Genomic DNA, 21,467 nt, shown 5'->3' with positions numbered 1-21,467 from the left:
GCCATTGTTGCGGTGCCAAGCGGATTTCATGCGCCGCGTCTCAAATCCTTGTTTTTATGCCTTGTCCCAAAACCAAGAGCGTTTTTGGGCGACAAGTATTGCGACGGATCCGTCCACAGACCAGCACAGGCGCGGGAGCAATCCCCCGCGCCCACTTAGTGGCCGTCGCCGGCCGGCAGCGAGAAGATATAGCCTTCGCCGCGCACCGTGCGCAGGAATTTCGGGCTGGCCGGATCCGTTTCTATCTTCTTGCGCAGGCGCATGATGCGAATGTCGACCGCGCGCGAGGATTCCGGATCTTCGGTGAGGCCGATCGCTTCGGAAATGGCAGCACGTGTCAGCAGCCGGTTGGCGCGGGTCAGGAAAACCTCCAGCACGTCGAACTCGCTCTTGGCCATGTCGATCACCGCGCCGTTGGCGCCGGTGACCAGCCTGCCGTCGAGATCAGCCTGGAAGGAGCCGAAAGCGACGGAGCGGCGGGGATCGCTCGCCTTTTGGCCGTGCATCGGCGCGTGCTGCGGAACCCGGCGCAGCACGCTGCGGACCCTGGCCAGCACCTCGCGCAGCTCGTAGGGTTTGACGATGTAGTCGTCTGCGCCGAGCTCAAGTCCGACGATGCGATCAAGCGCGGTGCCGGCGGCGGTGGCATAGATGATGCCGATCGGCAGTCTCGAGCGCAACCAGCGGCCGAGCGATAGCCCATCCTCACCCGGCATGGCGATGTCGAGGATGGCGAGGTGGAATGATTGCGTTTCGACCAGGCTGCGCGCGGCGGCCGCGGTTTCGGCGGTCGCCACGTCATAGCCGGCGGCGCCGAGATATTCGGCGACCGCCTCTCTTAGATCGGGCTCATCCTCGACAATTAAAATTCTTGCCCGCACGATGCGCTCGCTCCCACTTTCGGTGGAAAGTAGATTGGGTATAAACATGATGTCCAGCACTCATATCGGGTTGCCAGGAAATGGTTGGAAAACATGGCTGCACGCGCCGTTATCGGGCTTATCTGCGTCGCCGACGTGGTGGCGACCGAACTCGCCGATCACCTTGAGCGGCGAGGCCACGACGTGCGTCAGGCGCGCCAGCCCTGGGAAGCGGAATCTATGCTGGCGGGAAAGGGCGTCGACGTCGTCGTCGTCGGTGACAGCCTCAGCCAGGCGGAGGGACGTGATCTGCTCAGGCGTTATGGCAGCCAAGGCGGGGGCGGTGAAGGCGGACCGGATTTCATCCTGATCTGCCGGCCGTGCGACCTCGTCGACAAGGTGCTGGCGCTCGAGCTCGGCGCGGCCGACGTCATCGAAAGTCCGCTCAATGTCAGGGAACTCGCCGCCCGCGTCGGCGGCCTGCTGACGCGGCGGGGCAGGGCCGCCCAGGAACTGATCGTGTTGGAGAACGCGACCGTCGATTTGAGGTCGGCCATCGTCATGCACCGCTCGGGCACGGAGGAGCAGCTTTCGCCCGGCCAGGTGGCGCTGCTTCGGCTGTTCCTGGCCAGTCCCCGCAAGGTGCTGACGCGCGACGACATAATCGCGGCGGCGCCGGCCGAGAATGTCGACGCTTTCGACCGCTCGATCGATTCGCGCATCGTGCGGCTGCGCCGCAAGCTCGATACGGAAGCCATCATCACCATACGCGGCGCCGGCTACCGTTTCGATCCGCCGGCGCAATTCGCCGATTGACGGCCGGGCGCTCACGCAATTCCTCTGGTTGAGCATCGGATTCCAAACCGGTTTCACCTCGGGCCCGATTGCCCTGCGCTCAGCGCACCACCAGTAGCGATGGCCCCGGCGGCATGTCGCTGCCTGCCGCGAACTCGCCTGCATGCGCGCGCTCTTTCAAGAGCACGGTGGCGAGCCCGGCAAAGCCGAGCAGGCCCTGTGCGTAGAGCAGTGCCGAAAGCACCGAAGCTGCAAGTTTCGTTTTCATTGCGTCAATCCCCAGTAAATCATGTTGCGGCAGCTTGTTTTCCGAAGACCAACGCCCGTCTTGGGTGGGCGCGTGACGCCTCGGCATACTTCAGGAACTCCCGAAGTGCCCGCGCCGTCTACGGAGCCCCCCGTCACGGCGCGGGCCTTCGGTCCTCTCAGCAGCAAGTTGCCGGAGGGGCCGCGCAATGCCAGCAGCCGAAGGCCAACCCGCCAGTGGGCCTTGAGCCGGACGATGCGCAGGCTGGAACAATCCAGACCGTGGCACAAAACAGGACGGTATAGAGGGTTGAGATCTCACTCGAACTCATCGCCGCGAGGCTGGCCATGGAACCGTCGGCAACCGTGCCGGCGACGCTAATGGCTGCTGCTGCGATGCTGATCCCGAGAAACCAGGACCGCATGTTCGTTTTCGTTCCCGTGGTCGTTGCCGTCTGCTTTCGTTACGTCAACTTTGCCGACGGCCTGTATCCGCTTCATGCCGCCGAAAATGCGCTTTGTTGCAGATTCTGTTTCGAAATAGGGCTCCAACCTTTCAATTTTGGCTAATCCGAACTTTCGTTTCGGGCTGGATACCTATGTGCCTACTCCTGTCCAGGGTGACAGCGTCGATGTTCGCCATATGGGAACTTTGGCCCATTAACCAGAGGAAACATATTCGAAACACAAACGAGCATTTCACGAAATCTCTCCGAAACATGATGCAGGGATAAGCCGCTCATCGAATTTGGGGCCGGCCAGCCCGGCAGAGAGAGGGACATCATGCATACTGCTATTTCCGCCAAGCTCATCAACATCACCGCCGCCGCTGCCCTGACGGCTGCGGCGCTTCTGTTCGGCGCCGGCACGGGTACCGCGCATGCCGCCAACAAGATCGTGGCGCGCGTCTCGCTTTCGCAACAGGTCATGGAAGTCTCGGTCGACGGCCGCCCGGCCTTCGCCTGGAAGGTTTCCACCGGCGACAGGGCGCATGTGACGCCGACCGGCTCGTTTAAGCCGACGCGCATGCATGAAATGTGGTATTCGAAGAAGTACGACAACGCGCCGATGCCGCATTCGGTGTTCTTCAGCGGCGGCTATGCGGTGCACGCCACCTATGCCATCAAGCGGCTTGGCCGGCCGGCCTCGCATGGTTGCGTGCGGCTGCATCCCGACAATGCCGCCGATTTCTACCAGCTCGTCGAAACCTTCGGGCCGGCCAACACCAGCATCGTCATCGTCAAGTAGCTGGCTGGCAACGGATCGGCACAGCAGCCATATCCGTTCAGGGCTCCCGCCGGAACATTTTCCCGCGGTAAATCGAGCACAGCCAAAGAAAGAGGCCGGGACGTTTCGGCCTCTTTTCTTTGTTAGTTTTTGTTAGTTCGGCAATGCCGTTTCCATCAGCTCGGCAATGCCGGCATCAATTTGGGATCCGGCTTCTCGGCCAGCTGGGGCAAGTCCTTGCTGGCAATGAAGGTATAGAACATGGGCACGACGAAGAGCGTGAACATGGTGCCTACCAGGATGCCGGTGAAAATGACCAGGCCCATCGAATAGCGGGCCGCGGCGCCGGCGCCGCTGGACGTGATCAGCGGCACCACGCCAAGCGCCATCGCCGCCGTCGTCATCAGGATAGGCCGCAGCCGCACCTTGGCCGAAGCGATGATGGCGTCGCGTCGCCGCATACCGTGGATCTCGCGCTGCTGGTTGGCGAACTCGACCAGCAGGATGCCGTGCTTGGTGATCAGGCCGATCAGCGTGATCAGTCCGACCTGCGTGTAGATGTTGAGTGTGCCGAGGCCCAGATTGAGCGGCACGATGGCGCCGAAGATCGACAGCGGCACCGCCATCATGATGATCAGCGGATCACGGAAGCTTTCGAACTGCGCCGCCAGCACCAGATAGATGACGATGACGGCCGCCCCGAAGGCGATCAGGATCGTGTTGCCCTGTTCCTTCTCCTGCCTGGACTGGCCCGAATAGTCGATGAAGAAGGTGTCGGGCAGGCTCTCCCTGGCTATGTCCTCGAGGACTTTCAATCCATCGCCCGTGGTGACGCCGGGCAGCGGCAGCGCCGAGATCGTCGACGAATTCAGCTGGTTGAACTGCTCGATCGCGGCCGGCGACGCATTGGTCGAGATCTTCACCACCGCCGACAGCGGCACCATCTCGCCCGTTACGCTGCGCACGAAGTACTCGCCGAGTTTTTCGGGATTGTCGCGGAATTCTTTCGGCACCTGCGGGATGATGTCGTAGCTGTTGGAGTCGCGGTCGAACTGCGCCACTTCGGCGCCGCCGACCAGCAGCGTCAGCGTCCGGCCGATATCGGCGATCGGCAGGTTCAGCGCCGCGGCGCGGTCGCGATCGATGGTCACCGTCACCTGCGGCGCGTCATAGGCCATCGAATTCTGCACGACGATGAAGCGGCCGGAGGCCTGTGCCTTGTTCTTGATCTTCTCGGCCACGTCGTACACTTCCGAGGAGTCGCCGGTCGATCGCACCACCAGGGCGATGGGCAGGCCGCCGCCGGAGCCCGGCAGCGTCGGTGGCGCAAAGACGAAGGCCTGGACGCCCGCCACCTTGGCGAGACGGGCTGTGATGTCGGCCTGCAGCTCCTTCGAGTTGCGCTTGCGCTCCGCCCAGTCCTTGAAGGCGAAACCGACGAACGCACTGTTCGTCGTGCCGCCGAACGCGACGGCCGAGAACTGCGCCCGCGTTTCGGGAATATCCTTCACCAGACCGAGCATCTGGTTGACGTAAGTCTCGGTGTAATCGGATGTCGCATAACGCGGCGCCGTTACAAGCGAGAGCAGGAAGCCCTGGTCTTCTTCCGGCGCCAGTTCGGTTGAGGTCTTGGTGAACATGAAGCCGGTCACCCCGACAAGCGCCAGCACGATGATCAGCGTCAGCGGGCGATAGTTGAGCGACCCGGTGACGGCCCGCTCATAGACGTGCTCGACCCGCGCGAAAGTGCCGTCGACAATGCGCTGGAAACGGCCTGGCGTGCCGGACTTCAGCAGGCGCGCCGACATCATTGGCGTGATGGTGATGGCGATCACGCCCGACAGCACCACCGAGCCGGCGAGCGTGACGGCGAATTCGCGGAACAGCGCGCCGGTCAGGCCGCCGGTGAAGGCCAATGGTGCGAACACCGCGGCCAGCGTCATGGTCATGGCGACGATGGCGGTGGCGATCTCGCGCATGCCGTTGAAGGCCGCCTGCATCGGCGACATGTGGTCCTCTTCCATGTGGCGGTGGATATTCTCCACCACCACGATGGCGTCGTCGACGACGAGGCCGATCGCCAGAACCATGGCGAGCAGCGACAGAAGATTGATCGAATAGCCCACCGCGAACAACAGGAAGCAGACGCCGATCAGCGACAGCGGGATGGTGACGATGGGCATCATCACCGAACGGAAAGAGCCAAGGAACAAAAGGATGACGACGACGACGATGGCAACGGCCTCGCCGATGGTCTTGAACACTTCGTCGATCGAGGCGCTGATCTGCCCGGTCGCGTCGTAGACGATCTCGATCGTCATGCCTTTCGGCAACGTCTCCTGGATTTGAGGCACCAGCTTGGTGAGCGCCGCCGCCGTGGTCAGGGGATTGGCAGCCGGGGTCGGGAAGATGGCGAGGAAGGTGCCTGGCTTGCCGTTGAAGGAAACCCTGGTGTCGGTATTCTCGGCGCCCAGTTCGACGCGGGCGACATCGCGCAGCCGCACCACATTGCCGTCGGTCGAGCGCAGCGGCAGTTCGGCGAAGGCTTCCGGCGTCTGGAGCGTCGAGCGCACGGTGATCGAGGAGACGACATATTCGTTCTCGGTGTTGCCGGGCGCCGACAGGAAGTTGGAGTTGTTGATCGCCGTCAGCACTTCCGATGCGGTCACACCGCGCGCGGCGAGCCTGACCGGATCGATCCAGACCCGCATCGAATATTCCTGGGCGCCGAAGATCTGCACGTCGGCGACGCCTTCGACCGTCGACATGCGGGGCCTGATGACGCGCTCGATATACTCGGTCAGCTGCTCCTTGGTCATGTTCGGGTTCTGCATCGAGATGTACATCATCGCGAATTGCTGGCCCGTGCCCTTGACGATGACGGGATCCTTGGAGGCGTCCGGCAAGGTGCCGCGCACGCCCTGGACCTTGGACAGCACTTCGGTCAGCGCGACGTCCGGGTTGGAGCCGAGCTTCATCTGCACAGTCACGGTGCTGGAGGACGGTCGGCTCGACGACGTGACGTAATCGATGTTCTCGGTCGAGGCGACGGCGCGCGCGATCGGAGCGGAAATGAAGCCCTGGATCAGGTCGGCGCTGGCGCCCGGATAGGCCGTCGTGATGGTGATCGCGGTTTCGTCAACCTTCGGATACTGGCGGATCGACAGGCTGAATATGCCCTGGAAACCCAGGAGCAGGATCATGCATGCAAGGACCGTGGAGAGGACGGGCCGGCGAATGAAGAGATCGGAAACGCTCATTGCTGGTCGGCCTGCTTGTTCGCCGATTTGGTTGGGTCGATGGTGTTGTCGACGTTGACGGACATGCCGTTGAAGAGGCGATTCTGACCTGCCGTGACAACCTCATCGCCCGCCTTGAGGCCCTCGACGATCTCGACCATGCCCTCGTTGCGGCGGCCGGGCTTGACGAATACCTGCGACAGGACCAGGGCAGGCTGCTCGCCCCCCGTGGCCGGCTTGGCCTGATCGGCGGCGGCCTTGTCCGCTGGTTTTGCCGCATCGGCGGCAGGCTTCGCGGCTTCGGCCGGTTTGGCATCGGCCGCGGGCTTGGCGTCCGCCGGCTTGTCGGTCGCCGCCGCGGCGGGGTTTGTCTCCGGCTTGGTCGGCTGCGCCTCGGCGGGCTTTGCCGGGTGCACCACGAATATGTAGTCGCCATAGAGGCTGGTGGTCAGCGCCGTCTGCGGCAGCGCCAGCACATTCTGCTCCTCGGGCAGTTCGACACGCACTTGCACGAACTGGCCGGGGGTCAGCTTGCCTTCGGGATTGGCGACTTCCGCCCGGATGTTCACCAGCCGGCTGGACGGGTCGATCTTGGGATCGATACCGCGAATGGTCCCGGCAAAAGGCATGTCGCCGCCGCTGAGGCCCAGCCGAACCGTCTGCCCGATCTTGAGCAGCGGCAGTTGCTGTTCGGGAACCGTGAAGTCGACCCGCATCGTGTCGAGATCCTGCAGCGTCACCACGGCGGTGCCGGGCGCCAGATATTGGCCTAGATCGATCTTCGGGATGCCGACGGTTCCAGCAAAGGGCGCCGTCAGCTGCTTCTGGTCGAGCACTGCCTGAAGCCTGTTGACCTGGGATGCCGAGGCGGACGCGGCCGCACGTGCGGTGTCCAAGGTCGAGTCCGAGCCGACACCGCGCTTGGTCAGTTCGAGTGCACGGGTCAGCGATGTCTGATCGAGCGCCGCCTGCGCCTTCTGTGCCGCGAGATCGGCACGCTCTACGGCGTCGTCGAGCTGCAGCAGCACCGCATTGGCCGCCACTTTCTCGTTGGCATGGAAGGGGATCTCCTTGACGATGCCGGCGGTCTCAACCGTCAGGTCGACACCGCGCACGGCGCGGACCGTGCCGATCGCCTCGATGCCCGGCGTCCAGTTCGACGGCTTGACGATAGTTGTCGACACGGTTGCCGCTGGCGGCTTCATCGTGGCGAAATACTGCTTGATGCCGTTGTCACGCAGGAAATTGAACCCGACGATGCCGCCGACCACGATGACGAGCACGGCCAACACAACAATGATGATAACGAAACGGAGTATGCGCTTGAACAAGGAAGTCCCCTCAGTCGAAATCCGGCGCGAAGCGCGGATATCGGGACACATATCGACTGCGGGCCCCGATTTCAAATGACCGCGGTCTTACTGTACCGTCTGGACGGTCTTGTCAATTGGGCCTAAGCTTGCGATGGGAGGCGCCATGAAAGCCCAACGAACGAACTCGCGCGAGAGGATTCTCGCTGCGGCGGCGGACGTCGCACGGGAATCCGGCCCCGGTAGCCTGTCCCTGGATGCCGTCGCCAGCCGCGCCGGCGTATCGAAGGGCGGACTGCTCTACAATTTCCCGACCAAGGCCAAATTGATGCAGGGCCTGGTCGAAGGCTATCTGCGCGAGTTCGAGCAGGCGCTGGAGACCGCCAGCAGCAACGACAATGGCGCAAATCCGCTCGCCGTCTACATCAGGCTTTCGGCCAAGGATTGCGAGGACAAGCAGCCATCGGCGTCGTGGATATTTTCGGCGATCGCCGAGGATCCGGACTTCATGTCGCCCATAAAGACGTTCAAGCGACAACTCTTCCAACGACTGAAGAGCGAGACGCCGGATCTCAAATCGCTGCTGGTCTGCTATCTCGCCATCGAGGGCCTGCGCAGCATGAATCTGTTCGACGCGGATGTGCTTTCCCCAGACGAGCGGCAATTGCTGGTGTCGTCGCTGCTGGAAATCGCCGGATCGCCCGATGTCGGTCCTGCCCGGGCCAAGCGACCCTGACGGACCATCAGGGCCATTTGACCTATGGCCAGGGCGCCGCGGCCGAACTCGTCGCCATGGTGACCATCGGCATGGCCGACAGGCTCGGCCTGCCGGTGTCGACGACCCATGTGCTGTCGTCCGGCATCGCCGGAACCATGGCCGCCAATGGCTCGGGCCTGCAATGGTCGACGGTGCGCAACCTGCTGCTGGCCTGGGTGCTGACGCTGCCGTGCTCGATCACGCTGGCCTTCGTGCTGTTCATCATCTTTCACCAGGTGTTCTGAGCCGGGGCAGGCACTTTCAGAAAAAAAGGCAGGCCGGTCGCCGGCGCTGCTTTTTTCTTTGCGCGAGGCTCTGTCATTATCATGCTGCGACGCACAATTATATCGTCATCTTCCCTCCCACTTCTCGCGAGATCGCCATGGCTTCCCTGTCTTCGAAAAACGCCCTCGTCACCGGCTCGACCAGCGGCATCGGCCTGGCTATCGCCCGCGCCTTCGCCGCCGAAGGCGCCAATCTCACCATCAACGGCCTGGGCGACGCCACGACCATCGAGCAGGAGCGCGCCGGCATCGAGAAGGATTTCGGTGTCAAATGCCGCTACTCCGACGCCAACATGATGGACGGCGCGGCGGTCAGCGCCATGGTGCATGAGGCGGAAGAGGCGTTCGGCAGCCTCGACATCCTGGTCAACAACGCCGGCATCCAGCATGTCGCGCCGATCGAGGAATTCCCGGACGACAAATGGGAAGCGATCATCCGCATCAACCTCGTGTCGGCCTTCTACGCGATAAAAGCGGCGCTGCCTGGCATGAAGAGCCGCAAATGGGGCCGCATCATCAACACGGCTTCGGCGCATGCGCTCGTCGCCTCGCCGTTCAAATCCGCCTATGTCTCGGCCAAGCACGGCATATCAGGCCTGACCAAAACGGTGGCGCTGGAAGTCGCGCAGGACGGCATCACCGTCAACGCGATCGCGCCCGGCTATGTCTGGACGCCGCTGGTCGAGAAGCAGATTCCCGACACCATGAAGGCGCGCGGCATGACCGAGGAACAGGTCAAGCGCGATGTGCTTCTGGCCGCACAGCCGACAAAGGAATTCGTCGCCGTCGAGGACCTTGCCGCCCTGGCGCTGTTCCTGTGCTCGGATTCAGCCAGGCAGATCACCGGCACGACCTTGCCGATGGACGGCGGCTGGACGGCACAGTAAAGCCCAGGCGAGGCGTTCTGTTCCCGGCTGATGCCGCAGGCGCCGGCAAGCGGTTGCAAGAGGCACCGGACCGGTCGGTCCTCCTGTTTATGCACCACCCGCCGTTCGGCATCCACATGCCGGTGCTCGACGAGGTCACGCTAACCGACGCCGATGCCCTTCAAGAGCTATTCCAACGCCATGGCAGTGTCCGTCACATCTTCGCCGGACGTGTCCACCGGCTGATCGCCGGCAAATGGCGCGGCATTCCGGTCAGCACCATCATCCATTTCCACGATTTTCCGGTTGGCTAGCACTTAAGCAGGGGGCGCCCCTTCTCTCGCCATCAAGCGCGCTCACGGTTGAAGTTTTTCCGGGCCCGAATGCGTCGAACCGTCGCGAGCGTTTGGTTGTCGGATTTGCCGGTTTTCCCACCTTGCTCGTGATGCTGGAAAGGGTACAAAAGTGCTACGAATCTGGACATTAGTCTTGACAGAAATACAGATGTTCAATACCCGTCAGGTGATTGAATAGCAGCATTACGGGAGGAATGAGCGGTATGGCTTCCAATGTTTCGTTGACGGGCCTTGCCCGTGATCTCGAGGTGCGGGCCAAGTCGGGCAAGCCAATCCGCATCGGCTTGATCGGTTCGGGCGAGATGGGAACCGACATCGTCACCCGCGTCGCCCATATGTCCGGCATCGAGATCGGCGCCATTTCCGAGCTGAACCTGCCCGCCGCCAGCAAGGCCGTGGATATCGCCTTCCAGGAAACCGGGCATGCGCGCGAAGTGTCGAACGCCTCGGCGATGACGGCCGCCATGGAGGCCGGCAAGGTGGCGGTCACCAACGACGCCAGCCTGGTCATCAACAATGACCTGATCGACGTCGTCATCGACGCCACCGGCGTTCCCGCCGTCGGCGCCGAGATCGGCTTGCGCGCCATGGAGCACGGCAAGCACCTGGTGATGATGAATGTCGAGGCCGACGTCACCATCGGCGCCTATCTCAAGAGCGAGGCCGACCGGCTCGGCGTCACCTATTCGCTGGGCGCCGGCGACGAGCCGTCTTCCTGCATGGAGCTTATCGAATTCGTCTCGGCGATGGGCCATCCGATCGTCGCCGCCGGCAAGGGCAAGAACAATCCGCTCAACATCGACGCCACGCCGCCCGACTATGAAGAGGAAGCCAAGCGCCGGCACATGAATGTGCGTATGCTGGTCGAGTTCGTCGACGGCTCCAAGACCATGGTCGAGATGGCGGCGATCGCCAACGCCACCGGGCTGGTGCCCGACAAGGCCGGCATGCATGGTCCGGCGGCGACGCTCGGCGAATTGTCCAAGGTGCTGGTGCCGCAGAAGGACGGCGGCGTGCTGTCGAAGGTCGGCGTCGTCGACTATTCGATCGGCAAGGGTGTCGCGCCCGGCGTGTTCGTCGTCGCCGACATGTCGCATCCGCGCATTTCGGAGCGCATGGAAGATTTGAAGATGGGCAAGGGCCCGTACTTCACCTTCCATCGGCCCTACCATCTGACCTCGCTCGAAGTGCCCCTGACCTGCGCCCGCGTCGTGCTCTACGGCAAGGCCGACATGGTGCCGCTGGCAAAGCCGGTGGCCGAAGTCGCAGCCGTGGCCAAGAAGGACATGAAGCCGGGCGAGAAGCTCGATGCGATCGGCGAATATTGCTACCGCGCCTGGATCATGACGGCGCCGGAAGCACATGCCGCCAGGGCCATTCCCTGCGGTCTGCTGCAAGGCGGTTCGGTGACGGCGCCGATCAAGAAGGGCGAGCTCATCACCTACGCCAATGCCGCCCCGGCTCCCGGCTCCAAGATCGCCGAACTGCGCGCGCGCCAGGACAAGCTCGTCTACGGAACCGTGGAGGTGTGATCATGGCCGCAGCCAGCAAAGCCGTCGCGGACAGCCGCGCCAACCTGCCCTTCGTCTATCGCCAGTACAGCGCCGAGCAGCTCAGACAGGTGCTCTACAAGATGTACCTCATCCGCCGCTTCGAAGAGGGCGCGGAGGAGAGCTACACGCGCGGCCTCATCCACGGCACCATGCATCTGTCGATCGGGCAGGAAGCCAGCGCCATGGGCATCTGCATGCCGCTCGGCGAGGATGACCAGATCACCTCGACGCATCGCGGCCACGGCCACTGCATCGCCAAGGGCGCCGAGGTCAAGCGCATGTTCGCCGAGTTCTTCGGCAAGACCACCGGCTACTGCAAGGGACGCGGCGGCTCGATGCACATCGCCGACGTGGCCAAGGGCAATCTGGGCGCCAATGGTATCGTCGGCGGCGGCATTCCGATCGCCGTCGGGGCGGCGCTCTCCTCCAAGATGATGAAGACCGGCAAGGTCGTGGTCTCCTTCTTCGGCGACGGCGCCAACAATGAGGGCGCTTTCCACGAGGCGCTGAACATGGCGGCGATCTGGAAGCTGCCGGTGATTTTCGTGTGCGAGAACAATGGCTACGGCATGTCGACGTCGACGGCCCGCTCGACCGCGGTCAAGAACATCGCCGAGCGCGCCGCCGCCTATTCGATGCCCGGCGTCATCGTCAACGGCAACATTTTTTCGGAGGTCGCCGAGGCGTCCTACAAGGCCGTCGAGCGCGCACGCGCGGGCGAGGGGCCGACGCTGATCGAGTCCAAGACCTACCGCCATCGCGGCCATTCCAAGAGCGACCGCAACCGCTATCGCACCAAGGAGGAGATCGAGGACTGGATGTCGAACCGCGATCCGATCACCCTGTTCGAAAGCGAGCTGCGCGACTTCGGGTTCATTGACGACAAGGGCATCGAGGCGATCCGCGAAGCGGTGGCCAAGGAAATCGCCGACGGCATCGAGTTCGCCAAGGCGAGCCCGTCGCCTGATGTCAGCGAGACCGGAAATTACGTGTATACGGAGCAGGCGTGATGGACGCGATGGTGCGTGAACTGAGCTACGCCCAGGCGATCCAGGAAGCCATGGCGATCGCCATGGACATGGACGAACGCGTCTTCCTGATGGGCGAGGACATCGGCGTCTATGGCGGCGCCTTCCAGGTGACCGGCGATCTGGTCGAGCGCTACGGCGCGGACCGGGTGATGGATACGCCGATCTCGGAACTGGGCGGCGCGGGTGTCGCGGTGGGTGCGGCCCTCACCGGGATGCGGCCGATCTTCGAGTTCCAGTTCTCCGACTTTGCCACGCTCGCCATGGAGCAGATCGTCAACCAGGCGGCCAAGATGCGCTTCATGCTGGGCGGTGAGGTTTCCGTTCCCGTGGTGATGCGCTTTCCCGCCGGTTCCGGCACCGGTGCCGCCGCGCAGCACAGCCAGAGCCTGGAGGCCTGGCTCGGCCATGTGCCGGGCCTAAAGGTCATCCAGCCGGCGACGCCGCACGATGCCAAGGGCATGCTTTTGGCTGCCGTCGCCGATCCCGATCCGGTGATGATCTTCGAGCACAAGCTGCTCTACAAGATGAAGGGCCCGGTTCCGGAAGGCTACTACACGGTGCCGATCGGCAAGGCCGATATCCGCCGCGAAGGGCGCGATCTCACCATCGTCGCCACCTCGATCATGGTGCAGAAGGCGCTCGACGCCGCGGCCGCGCTGGAAGCGGAAGGCATCGACGTCGAAGTCGTCGACCTCAGGACGATCCGGCCGATGGACAAGCAGACCGTCATCGACAGCGTCAAGAAGACGTCGCGGCTGATGTGCGTCTACGAAGCGGTCAAGACGCTGGGCATCGGCGCCGAGGTCAGCGCCATGATCGCCGAGAGCGAGGCGTTCGACTATCTCGACGCGCCGATCGTGCGGCTGGGCGGCGCGGAGACGCCGATCCCGTACAATCCGGAGCTGGAGAAGGCGACGGTGCCGCAGGTTCCCGGCATCATCACCGCCGCCCGCGACCTCGTGAGAGGGGTTCGCTGAGACATGCCGACCGAAGTCATTCTTCCCAAGGTCGACATGGACATGGCGACCGGACAGATCTCGCGCTGGTTCGCCGAGGAAGGCGCCCGGGTCAAGAAGGGCGACGTGCTGTTCGAGATCGAGACCGACAAGGCGGCGATGGAAATCGACGCGCCGGCCAGCGGCATCCTGCGCGATGTCTCCGGCAAGGAAGGCGTCGATATCCCCGTCGGCGCACCGGTCGCGTGGATCTATGCCGAGGGCGAGACTTATGCGCCAATCTCCCCCATCGAGGGGGAGATGTCGGCGAAGCCGACAGAGGGGGTTGCCTCAAAAGGCACCGCCATCGCGCTGAGCCCGGTCGAACCGACCCCACCCGACCGGCCTTTGGCCGGCCACCCTCCCCTCGAGGGGGAGGGGAAAACCCGCGCTACACCCTTGGCGCGTCGATTGGCTCGTGAAGCAGGACTGAATCTCTCCGGCATACCAGGCACAGGCCCACATGGCCGCGTCGTGAAGGCGGATATCGATGCGGTACTCTCATCCCCCCTCGAGGGGGAGGTGTCCGCGAAGCGGACGGAGGGGGTCGTCTCAGGAGGCACCGCTTTTGCGCCGAGCCCCGTCGAAGCAACCCCACCCGACCGGCCTGCGGCCGGCCACCCTCTCTTCAAGGGGGAGGGGGACGTGCTGCGCCTGTTCGAGGAAGGCTCCTACGATCTCGTCCCGCACGACAATATGCGCAAGACCATCGCGCGGCGGCTGGTCGAGGCCAAGACCACCATCCCGCATTTCTACCTGACGCTCGATTGCGAGCTCGATGCGCTGCTTTCGCTGCGCACGCAGCTCAATGTGGCCGCACCGGTAAAGAAGACCGACAAGGGCGAGGCGCCCGCCTACAAGCTCTCGGTCAACGACATGGTGATCAAGGCGATGGCCATGGCCCTGAAGGCGGTGCCGGATGCCAATGCCTCGTGGACCGAAAGCGCCATGGTCAAGCACAGGCATGCCGATGTCGGCGTTGCCGTCTCGATCCCCGGCGGCCTGATCACGCCGATCATTCGGCATGCGGACGAAAAGACGCTGTCGGTGATCTCCAACGAGATGAAGGACCTGGCCAGCCGCGCGCGCAGCCGCAAGCTGAAGCCCGAGGAATATCAGGGCGGCACCACGGCGGTGTCGAACCTTGGCATGTTCGGCATCAAGGATTTCGCCGCCGTCATCAACCCGCCGCATGCGACGATCCTGGCAGTGGGCGCCGGCGAGGAGCGGGCGGTGGTCAAGAACGGCGAGATCAAAATCGCCACGGTGATGTCGGTGACGCTGTCGACCGACCATCGCGCCGTGGACGGAGCGCTGGGCGCCGAACTGCTGGTCGCCTTCAAGAAGCTGATCGAGAACCCGATGGGCATGCTGGTGTAGGTCACGTTGACGTGAGGAGGCGTCGAATGATGCGCCGGCTCACCACAGAATCGACTTGTCAGGCGCGAACCCTTCGCCCATGTTTCAGGTGGACTGTGATCAAGGGAGGTCCGCATGCCCGCATTCGATCCATCCGACGTCAAGACCCTGTTCGGCAAGGTGATGGGCGCGTCTCCGTCCGACATCAAGCTGGTGGCGCAGCGCCTGCACGATCACGCTTTCGAGCCGCGTATGTCGGGGGACGAAACCAAGCAACTCGTCGCCAGTCTCGGCTATGAGAGCCTGGATGCGTTCTGCGCCGATATCGGCTTGCCTGCGCATATCGCGGAGCGCTGGGGCCGCTTCGGCGTTTCCGGCGAGATGAAGCAGGTGTTCACGCTGCTGGCGGCCCAGCGCAGGCGGGTGGCCGAGGCGATCGCCGAATTCGAATCCATGACCCATGTCGGCGTCGAGGATTTCTTGCGCGAACGCGGCCTGATCTAAGCGGCACTGGAAGCAGCGTCAGCCAGCCTTTGCCAGCAGCGCCGTCGCCGTATCGCTGTCGGTGATCAGCACATTGGTGCTGACGGCCTTCAGCGCGGCGAGGATCGCGGCCACCTTGCGTTTTCCGCCGGCGGCCAGCACGACATTCGGCACCTGGCCGACGACATCGAGGTCGATGGCCATGACGCGGCCGTTGACTTCGTGGTCGACCAGCCTGCCTGAGGCATCGACGAAATAGCACAGCATGTTGGCGACCGCGCCCTTCGCTTTCAGCGACGCGATGAGCGACGACGGCACGATGCCGTGGCGGAAGATGGTCGCGTCCGGCGACATGTCGCCGACGGTAAGCAGCGCGATATCGGCGGCGGCAGCGCGCTGCCGCACGTCCTGCAGCGCCGGCTGCGCCCAGAGCAGGTCACGCAGCGAGGGGTTGTCGACCGTCACCGGCGCAGTGATCTGGTAGCTGTCGACCTCGAAGACATCGGCGACCTTGGCGGCGACGATCGACGGATTGATCCATTGCGAATGCGGCAGGCTGCCGACGAGCGCCACGACCGAGGCGTGCTTCAGCTGCCGGCGGGCGAGAAAGCCCAAACTTGCATGCAGGGTCGCGCCGCCGCCGATTGCCAGCGTCATGCCGTCCTGCATCTGCTCGCCGAGATAGGCCGCCACGGCGTGGCCGATCGCCTTCTCCAGGTGGTCTTGCGCCGAAGGCGTCGGGATGACGACGGCGGCATCGAGGCCCCAGCGCTTCTCGAGTGCACGTTCGAGCGCCACCTGTTCGGCGGTCGGCGCGTTGATCATGGTGACGACGATGCCCTCGGCCGTGCACGCGGCCAGCGTGCGCATGACCTTAACCCTGGAGACATCGAGCTTCTCGGCGATCTGCTCCTGCGTGAAGCCCTCCACATAATAGAGCCACGCCGTCTTGACGTTGAGATCCGACGACACCATCGGCAATCCGGAGCGGGCCGGTCTCGGTTTTTCCACGGGCATCGCTTTTCGTCCTCATGAGCCTTGGCCTGGGCCCCGCATCGCCTCTTCGGAGAAAGGCCGGCCGCGTGTCAACTGGCACCGGATGTCCGGCGTGTCGATTGTTGCACATTTTTGTTCATTTGTAATTGACATCGAACATATGAACATATTCTGTATATCTCACGCGCTGTGTCATCCACCAGTCATATGCGCCGTGCAGGGAGGAAGAGACAGGGAACCGGCCGGGGCCGGACCAGTCGTGCACAGACAGGACAGGAGGTCTTATGAAGACGCTATTCATCAAGCTGCTGGGCAGCCAGCTGGCGCTCGCGGCAACTTTGTTTGCCGGCATGGCAAGTGCCGAAACGTTGACGCTCTACACATCCCAGCCGGAAGCCGATGCGGCCAAGACCGTGGAGGCCTTCAAGAAGGCGCAGCCCGGCATCGACGTGGCAATCTATCGTTCCGGTACCAGCGACATCCTCACAAAGATGGCGGCCGAATTCGCCGCCGGCAGCCCGCAGGCCGACGTGCTGTTGATCGCCGATGCGGTCTCGATGGAGTTGCTGAAGAAGGATGGCCGGCTGCTGCCTTATCCCGAGGCAAAGCTCGACGGCATCGAGCCGGATGCTTACGACGCCGACAAGACCTATTTCGGCAGCAAGCTGATCACCACCGGCATCGTCTACAACACCGCGGCTGCGCAAAAACCCGAGCATTGGGCCGATCTCGCCAAGCCGGCCTATGCCGATGGTCTCGTCATGCCGAGCCCGCTCTATTCAGGTGCCGCCGCCTACCTGCTTTCGGGTTTCGCCAGCGATGCCGATTACGGCTGGGATTTCTTCCAGAAGCTGAAGGCCAACAACACCGTCAGCGTGCGCGGCAATGGCGCGGTGCTGAAGTCCGTGGCATCAGGCGAGAAGCCCTATGGCATCCTCGTCGACTTCATGGCGATGAACGCCAAGAAGAAGGGCTCGCCGGTGGAATTCGTGTTCCCCTCGGAAGGCGTTCCGGCCGTGACCGAACCGGTCGCGATCATGAAGACGGCCAAGAATGTCGACGGCGCCAAGAAGTTCGTCGACTTCATTCTTTCGGACGAAGGCCAGAAGCTGGCGCTTTCGATGGGCTACCTGCCGGCACGGGCCTCGGTCGGCCGGCCCGAATGGCTGCCGGAAGGCGTCAAGGTCAAGGTAATGTCGTTCGACACCAAGGCAATCGTCGCCAAGACCGACGCCGACAAGGCGAAGTTCTCGGAACTGTTCGGCGGCTGACAAGGCTCGGCGATCCGGCCGGGATGCCGCTTCGGCGGCATCCCCACTGCGCGCTGGTCGAATTTCAGGAAAGCAACGATGCCATCAACGATCAGGGAAAGCCGGGGCCAGGAAATGGTCCTGACGGCGGCGGTAGCCGTCGTCATCGTGCTGCTCTCCCTGCTGCCGATGCTGCGCCTGATCAAGGAAATCGTGGCACCCGGCGGCACGGTGTCGACGATGGCCCTGGAGGCTGGACTGAGAAGCCCGGCGACCTGGATCGCCACCTGGCACACGCTTGTCGTCGGCATAGGCGGCACGGTGCTTGCCGTGCTGTCGGGAACGCTGGTGGCGGTGCTCATCACGCTGACCGACATACGCGGCCGAAGCGCGCTGGTGCTCTGCTACGTCATGCCGCTGATGATCGCGCCGCAGGTCACGGCGCTTGCCTGGCTGCAACTGTTCGGACCGGCCAGCCCGTTCCTCAAGCTGTTCGGCGCCGCACCGCCGCTGGGCACCAAGAACCCGCTCTATTCCACGTCGGGCATCATCCTGCTGCTCGGCGTGCAGTATGGCCCGCTGGTGTTCCTGCTGGTGCGCGCTGGCCTGCGCAAGCTGCCGCGCGAACTGGTCGAGGCGGCGCGAGCCGGCGGCGCGAGCTGGTTCACCGTGCTCGTCACCATCGTGCTACCCCTGATGACACCGTCGATCATGGCGGCAGCGGCACTGGCCTTCGTGTCCTGCGTCGGCAATTTCGGCATTCCCGCCTTTCTCGGCATTCCCGCCAATTATCTCGTGCTGCCGACCTTGATCTATCAAAAACTGGCCGGCGGCGGGCCGGCCGTGCTCGGCGAGACGGCGTTCCTGTCGGTGCTGATCGGCATCATCGCCATGGCCGGTATTATCGCCCAGGAGGTCATGAGCCGGCGCCGCGACTACCGCATCAGCTCCACCTCGCTGCCCGCCGAGCCCTACGAGCTTGGCCGCTGGCGTCCGGTCGTCCAGGCCGGCATGTGGCTGCTGGTCGTGCTGGTGTTGTTCCTGCCGCTGTTCGGGCTGGTGCTGACGTCGCTGGTTCCCGGCTACGGCATCGCGCTCAGCGCCAAGACGGCGACGCTCGACAATTACCGTTTCGTGCTGTTCGAGCACGCTGCCGCCAGCCGCGCCTTCTTCAACAGCTTCTGGCTGTCTATCGCCGCCGCGTTCTTCGCGGTCCTCGTCGCCGTGCCGATCGGCTATCTCATTGCCTGGGGCAAGCAGCGCTGGGTGCGGCTGCTCAATCTTTCGGTCGAACTGCCCTATGCCTTGCCCGGCGTGGTGCTCGCGATCGCATCGCTGCTGCTGTTCCTGCGGCCGATCCCGCTGACCGGCATACAGCTTTACAACACGGTCTGGATCATCCTCTACGCCTATCTCGCCCGCTTCCTGGTGCTGGCCTTGCGGCCGACGATCAGCGGCTATCACCAGATCGACCGGACGCTGGAGGAGGCTGCACAAGTGGCGGGCGCCGGCCTGTTCACGCGCATGCGCACCATCGTCTTTCCTTTGGTGGCGCCGGCGGCGATCGCCGGCGGCCTGCTGATCTTCATGACGGCGCTCAGCGAGCTCACGGTCTCGGCGCTGCTGTGGTCGTCGGGTTCCGAGACAATCGGCGTGGTGATGTTCTCGTTCGAACAGGGCGGCGATTCCAACTACGCGGCGGCGATGTCCGTCATCACGGTCGCGGTCACCTTCGTGCTGATGCTGGTGACCAACCTGCTTGCCCCTCATCTTCCGAGTGGAGTTCTGCCATGGCGCGATTGACCCTGGACCATGTGACCAAGAGCTTCGCCGAGTTCGATGCGGTCAAGGACGTTTCGATCGATGTCGGCGACGGCGAATTCCTTGCCGTGCTCGGGCCTTCCGGCTGCGGCAAGACGACGTTGCTGCGGCTTGTCGCCGGCTTCGAGAAGGTGACGTCGGGCGAAATCCGCGTCGGCAGCGAGGTCGTGTCGGGTGCAGGCGGCAGCGTTCCACCAGAGAAGCGGCGGGTCGGCATCGTCTTCCAGAACTACGCATTGTGGCCGCACATGACGGTCGCCGAGAACATCGGCTATTCGCTCAAGGTTGCAAAGCTGGACAAGGCGGTCGCCCGCCAGAAGGTTGCCGACGCGCTGGCCCTGGTCAATCTACAGGGGTTAGGAGACCGTAGGCCGGCCAACCTCTCCGGCGGCCAGCGCCAGCGCGTGGCCCTGGCGCGCTGCCTGGTCGCCGCGCCCTCGCTGGTATTGTTCGACGAGCCACTCGCCAATCTCGACGTGCATCTCAGGGCCTCGATGGAGGACGAGTTCGCCGCCTTTCACAAGCGCACCGGCACGACCATCGTCTACATCACCCACGATCAGGCCGAGGCCATGGCGCTGGCCGATCGCATCGCGGTGATGGATCACGGTCGCCTGGTCCAGCTCGCGACGCCGCGCGAGCTCTATCATGAGCCGGCGAATGAAATGGTGGCCTCCTTCATTTCACAGGGCATTCTGCTTCCGGCCGACGTGCTGAACGCCGAGGAAGCCGGTCATTGCAAGGTCCGGGTTCTCGGAACCGAGCTGGTCGTCCGCTGCCGGGCAGGCGAGCGGCCGCGCGCCGGCGCAAGGATCTGCTGCCGGTCGGCCGATCTCGACGTCTCGCCGGACGGCCCCGGCTTCGATGGCCTCGTCAAGCGGGTGATCTACCAGGGTGGCTCGGCGCGCATCGAATTTACGCCTTCCGCAGGACCTGATCTTACCTTGCATTTCGGGCAGCCCGACCCGGTCGTGCTGGAGAGCGGAGCCCAGGCGCGCCTGCGCATTAAGTCCGGCTGGCTGATCCCGGCGGAGGCGGCGTCGTGATGAAGCTGGACCTGGCCGGCGGCTTCGGCGAAAAGGGCCGCACCAGCGTTGCCGTCCGCAGCGGAAACGATCGCATCCTGCTCGATATCGGCATCAAGGTCGGCGCCACAGGGGCGGAGTACTATCCGGCACTTGACGGGTCGATCGCCGACATCGACGCGTTGTTTGTCTCGCATGCGCACGAGGATCACGTCGGTGCTCTGAGCTGGCTTTTGTCGCGCGGCTATGCCGGTCCGATTTTCATGACGGCCGAAACCCGCGCCGAGGCTCCGGCCACGCTCGCCGGCTATGCCGATCCCGGGGATCTCAAGCGATTTCCCTTTCCGGAAGATCGCATCGAGATTTTCGAACCCGGCGATTTGCTGAAGAGCGGCAATCTCACGGTCAGGACGGGGAGGTCGGGACATGTCGTCGGCGGCGTCTGGTTTGCCGTCGACGATGGCAAGAGCCGCGTCGTCTATTCGGCCGACGTGGTGCCGGACAGCAATGTCTTCGTGATGGACGCGATCCCCGAATGCGATCTTCTCGTTCTCGACGCGTCCTATGGCGCCGATCCCGTGCCGGGTGCGGCGCGCGCCGAGGCCATTTCGGGCTGGGTGGCGCGCCATTCGAACGGATGCCTTCTGCCGACGCCGCTGTCGGGGCGGTCGCTGGAATTGATCGCGGCCTTGCCGGGACCCTTCGCCATCCACGCCGGCATGCGTGCTTCGCTCGAAGCGCAGATCGCCGCCACTTCAGCGCTGCTTCCTGGCGTATCCGAGATGCTGCGCTTGCGGCTGGGTAGTGCCGCAGACTGGACCGACGCCGACCCGCTGCCCTCGCTGCCCTTGCTGGCCGATGACGGCATGGGCGAGGCTGGGCCTTCGTCCCGCCTGCTGCCGCGCGCCGACCGGGCCGGCTTTCCGGTTCTGCTGACCGGGCATCTGCCGTCCGGCTCCCCCGGCGATCTGCTGCACAAGGCCGGCCGGGCGGACTGGGTGCGCATGCCCACCC

At 63.9% G+C, this 21,467-nt stretch carries 20 protein-coding genes and 1 pseudogene; 16 read left to right on the top strand and 5 right to left on the bottom strand.

The genetic code is table 11. The features are described from left to right. Positions 1-155 precede the first annotated feature (155 nt). Complete coding sequence (locus LB545_RS00105) at positions 156-929, bottom strand: response regulator (RefSeq protein WP_181167426.1); 774 nt, start codon at positions 927-929, stop codon at positions 156-158. A 45-nt stretch (positions 930-974) separates the two neighbouring features. Between LB545_RS00105 and LB545_RS00100 the strand changes: the two genes are divergently transcribed. Continuing rightward, on the top strand, positions 975-1,676 hold the full coding sequence (locus LB545_RS00100) for a response regulator transcription factor (RefSeq protein ID WP_140500617.1): 702 nt from the start codon (positions 975-977) through the stop codon (positions 1,674-1,676). 79 nt (positions 1,677-1,755) lie between these two features. Here LB545_RS00100 and LB545_RS00095 read toward each other — a convergent pair whose 3' ends face one another. After that, positions 1,756-1,923 (bottom strand): hypothetical protein, encoded by a 168-nt coding sequence (locus LB545_RS00095; RefSeq protein ID WP_140558462.1) that lies wholly within the window; start codon positions 1,921-1,923, stop codon positions 1,756-1,758. A 326-nt stretch (positions 1,924-2,249) separates the two neighbouring features. Here LB545_RS00095 and LB545_RS00090 point away from each other — a divergent pair, with 326 nt between their 5' ends. Both LB545_RS00090 and LB545_RS00085 read left to right on the top strand, forming a co-directional pair. Next, complete coding sequence (locus LB545_RS00090) at positions 2,250-2,471, top strand: hypothetical protein (protein ID WP_181167427.1); 222 nt, start codon at positions 2,250-2,252, stop codon at positions 2,469-2,471. A 213-nt stretch (positions 2,472-2,684) separates the two neighbouring features. Then, positions 2,685-3,149, top strand: a complete 465-nt coding sequence (locus LB545_RS00085; protein WP_140525489.1) for a L,D-transpeptidase — start codon at positions 2,685-2,687, stop codon at positions 3,147-3,149. A 155-nt stretch (positions 3,150-3,304) separates the two neighbouring features. Here LB545_RS00085 and LB545_RS00080 read toward each other — a convergent pair whose 3' ends face one another. After that, a complete protein-coding gene (locus LB545_RS00080; protein WP_140525490.1) occupies positions 3,305-6,388 on the bottom strand; it encodes an efflux RND transporter permease subunit in 3,084 nt (1,027 codons plus the stop codon). Next, complete coding sequence (locus tag LB545_RS00075) at positions 6,385-7,698, bottom strand: efflux RND transporter periplasmic adaptor subunit (protein WP_140500621.1); 1,314 nt, start codon at positions 7,696-7,698, stop codon at positions 6,385-6,387. Before LB545_RS00075 ends, LB545_RS00080 begins: the two co-directional genes overlap by 4 nt. 145 nt (positions 7,699-7,843) lie before the next feature. Here LB545_RS00075 and LB545_RS00070 point away from each other — a divergent pair, with 145 nt between their 5' ends. The 9 genes and pseudogenes from LB545_RS00070 (at position 7,844) to LB545_RS00030 (ending at position 15,382) form a co-directional block, all read left to right on the top strand. Beyond that, a complete protein-coding gene (locus tag LB545_RS00070; RefSeq protein ID WP_140517913.1) occupies positions 7,844-8,413 on the top strand; it encodes a TetR/AcrR family transcriptional regulator in 570 nt (189 codons plus the stop codon). A 14-nt stretch (positions 8,414-8,427) separates the two neighbouring features. Continuing rightward, positions 8,428-8,679, top strand: a pseudogene (locus tag LB545_RS00065) (inorganic phosphate transporter); the annotation flags it as partial. A 137-nt stretch (positions 8,680-8,816) separates the two neighbouring features. Beyond that, the gene (locus LB545_RS00060; protein ID WP_140561607.1) at positions 8,817-9,605 is read left to right on the top strand and encodes a 3-hydroxybutyrate dehydrogenase; all 789 of its coding nucleotides are present in this window, start codon (positions 8,817-8,819) and stop codon (positions 9,603-9,605) included. A gap of 116 nt (positions 9,606-9,721) precedes the next feature. Then, the gene (locus tag LB545_RS00055; RefSeq protein WP_224619737.1) at positions 9,722-9,898 is read left to right on the top strand and encodes a hypothetical protein; all 177 of its coding nucleotides are present in this window, start codon (positions 9,722-9,724) and stop codon (positions 9,896-9,898) included. Between the two features lie 245 nt (positions 9,899-10,143). Further along, positions 10,144-11,472: an NAD(P)H-dependent oxidoreductase gene (locus LB545_RS00050; RefSeq protein ID WP_140525493.1), complete on the top strand. Its 1,329-nt coding sequence runs from the start codon at positions 10,144-10,146 to the stop codon at positions 11,470-11,472. Positions 11,473-11,474: 2 nt separating this feature from the next. Then, complete coding sequence (locus LB545_RS00045; protein WP_140500625.1) at positions 11,475-12,503, top strand: thiamine pyrophosphate-dependent dehydrogenase E1 component subunit alpha; 1,029 nt, start codon at positions 11,475-11,477, stop codon at positions 12,501-12,503. After that, positions 12,503-13,501 carry an alpha-ketoacid dehydrogenase subunit beta gene (locus LB545_RS00040; protein WP_140558466.1) on the top strand — a complete coding sequence of 333 codons (999 nt, stop codon included), beginning with the start codon at positions 12,503-12,505 and terminating at the stop codon, positions 13,499-13,501. The genes LB545_RS00045 and LB545_RS00040 overlap by 1 nt, the downstream gene beginning before the upstream one ends. Positions 13,502-13,504: 3 nt before the next feature. After that, positions 13,505-14,899, top strand: coding sequence for a pyruvate dehydrogenase complex dihydrolipoamide acetyltransferase (locus tag LB545_RS00035; protein ID WP_140561609.1), 1,395 nt, complete (start codon positions 13,505-13,507; stop codon positions 14,897-14,899). Between the two features lie 114 nt (positions 14,900-15,013). Next, the gene (locus tag LB545_RS00030) at positions 15,014-15,382 is read left to right on the top strand and encodes a hypothetical protein (RefSeq protein ID WP_140561611.1); all 369 of its coding nucleotides are present in this window, start codon (positions 15,014-15,016) and stop codon (positions 15,380-15,382) included. Positions 15,383-15,400: 18 nt separating this feature from the next. Here the strand turns inward: LB545_RS00030 and LB545_RS00025 are convergent, their stop codons facing one another. Further along, entirely contained in the window at positions 15,401-16,378 is a 978-nt protein-coding gene (locus tag LB545_RS00025) for a sugar-binding transcriptional regulator (protein WP_140500629.1), read from the bottom strand. Positions 16,379-16,641: 263 nt separating this feature from the next. Here LB545_RS00025 and LB545_RS00020 point away from each other — a divergent pair, with 263 nt between their 5' ends. The 4 genes from LB545_RS00020 to LB545_RS00005 form a co-directional block, all read left to right on the top strand. Further along, a complete protein-coding gene (locus tag LB545_RS00020) occupies positions 16,642-17,628 on the top strand; it encodes an ABC transporter substrate-binding protein (protein ID WP_140525497.1) in 987 nt (328 codons plus the stop codon). A 78-nt stretch (positions 17,629-17,706) separates the two neighbouring features. Beyond that, positions 17,707-19,410 (top strand): ABC transporter permease, encoded by a 1,704-nt coding sequence (locus LB545_RS00015; protein WP_140517918.1) that lies wholly within the window; start codon positions 17,707-17,709, stop codon positions 19,408-19,410. Beyond that, positions 19,398-20,474 carry an ABC transporter ATP-binding protein gene (locus LB545_RS00010; protein WP_224704178.1) on the top strand — a complete coding sequence of 359 codons (1,077 nt, stop codon included), beginning with the start codon at positions 19,398-19,400 and terminating at the stop codon, positions 20,472-20,474. Before LB545_RS00015 ends, LB545_RS00010 begins: the two co-directional genes overlap by 13 nt. Further along, positions 20,474-21,467: MBL fold metallo-hydrolase (locus LB545_RS00005; protein WP_140577977.1), on the top strand; the 994-nt coding region annotated here is incomplete at its 3' end. The genes LB545_RS00010 and LB545_RS00005, both read left to right, overlap by 1 nt.

This window comes from Mesorhizobium sp. BR1-1-6 (assembly GCF_020165355.1).
Lineage (GTDB): Bacteria > Pseudomonadota > Alphaproteobacteria > Rhizobiales > Rhizobiaceae > Mesorhizobium.
This window is presented reverse-complemented; position numbering and strand designations above follow the sequence as displayed.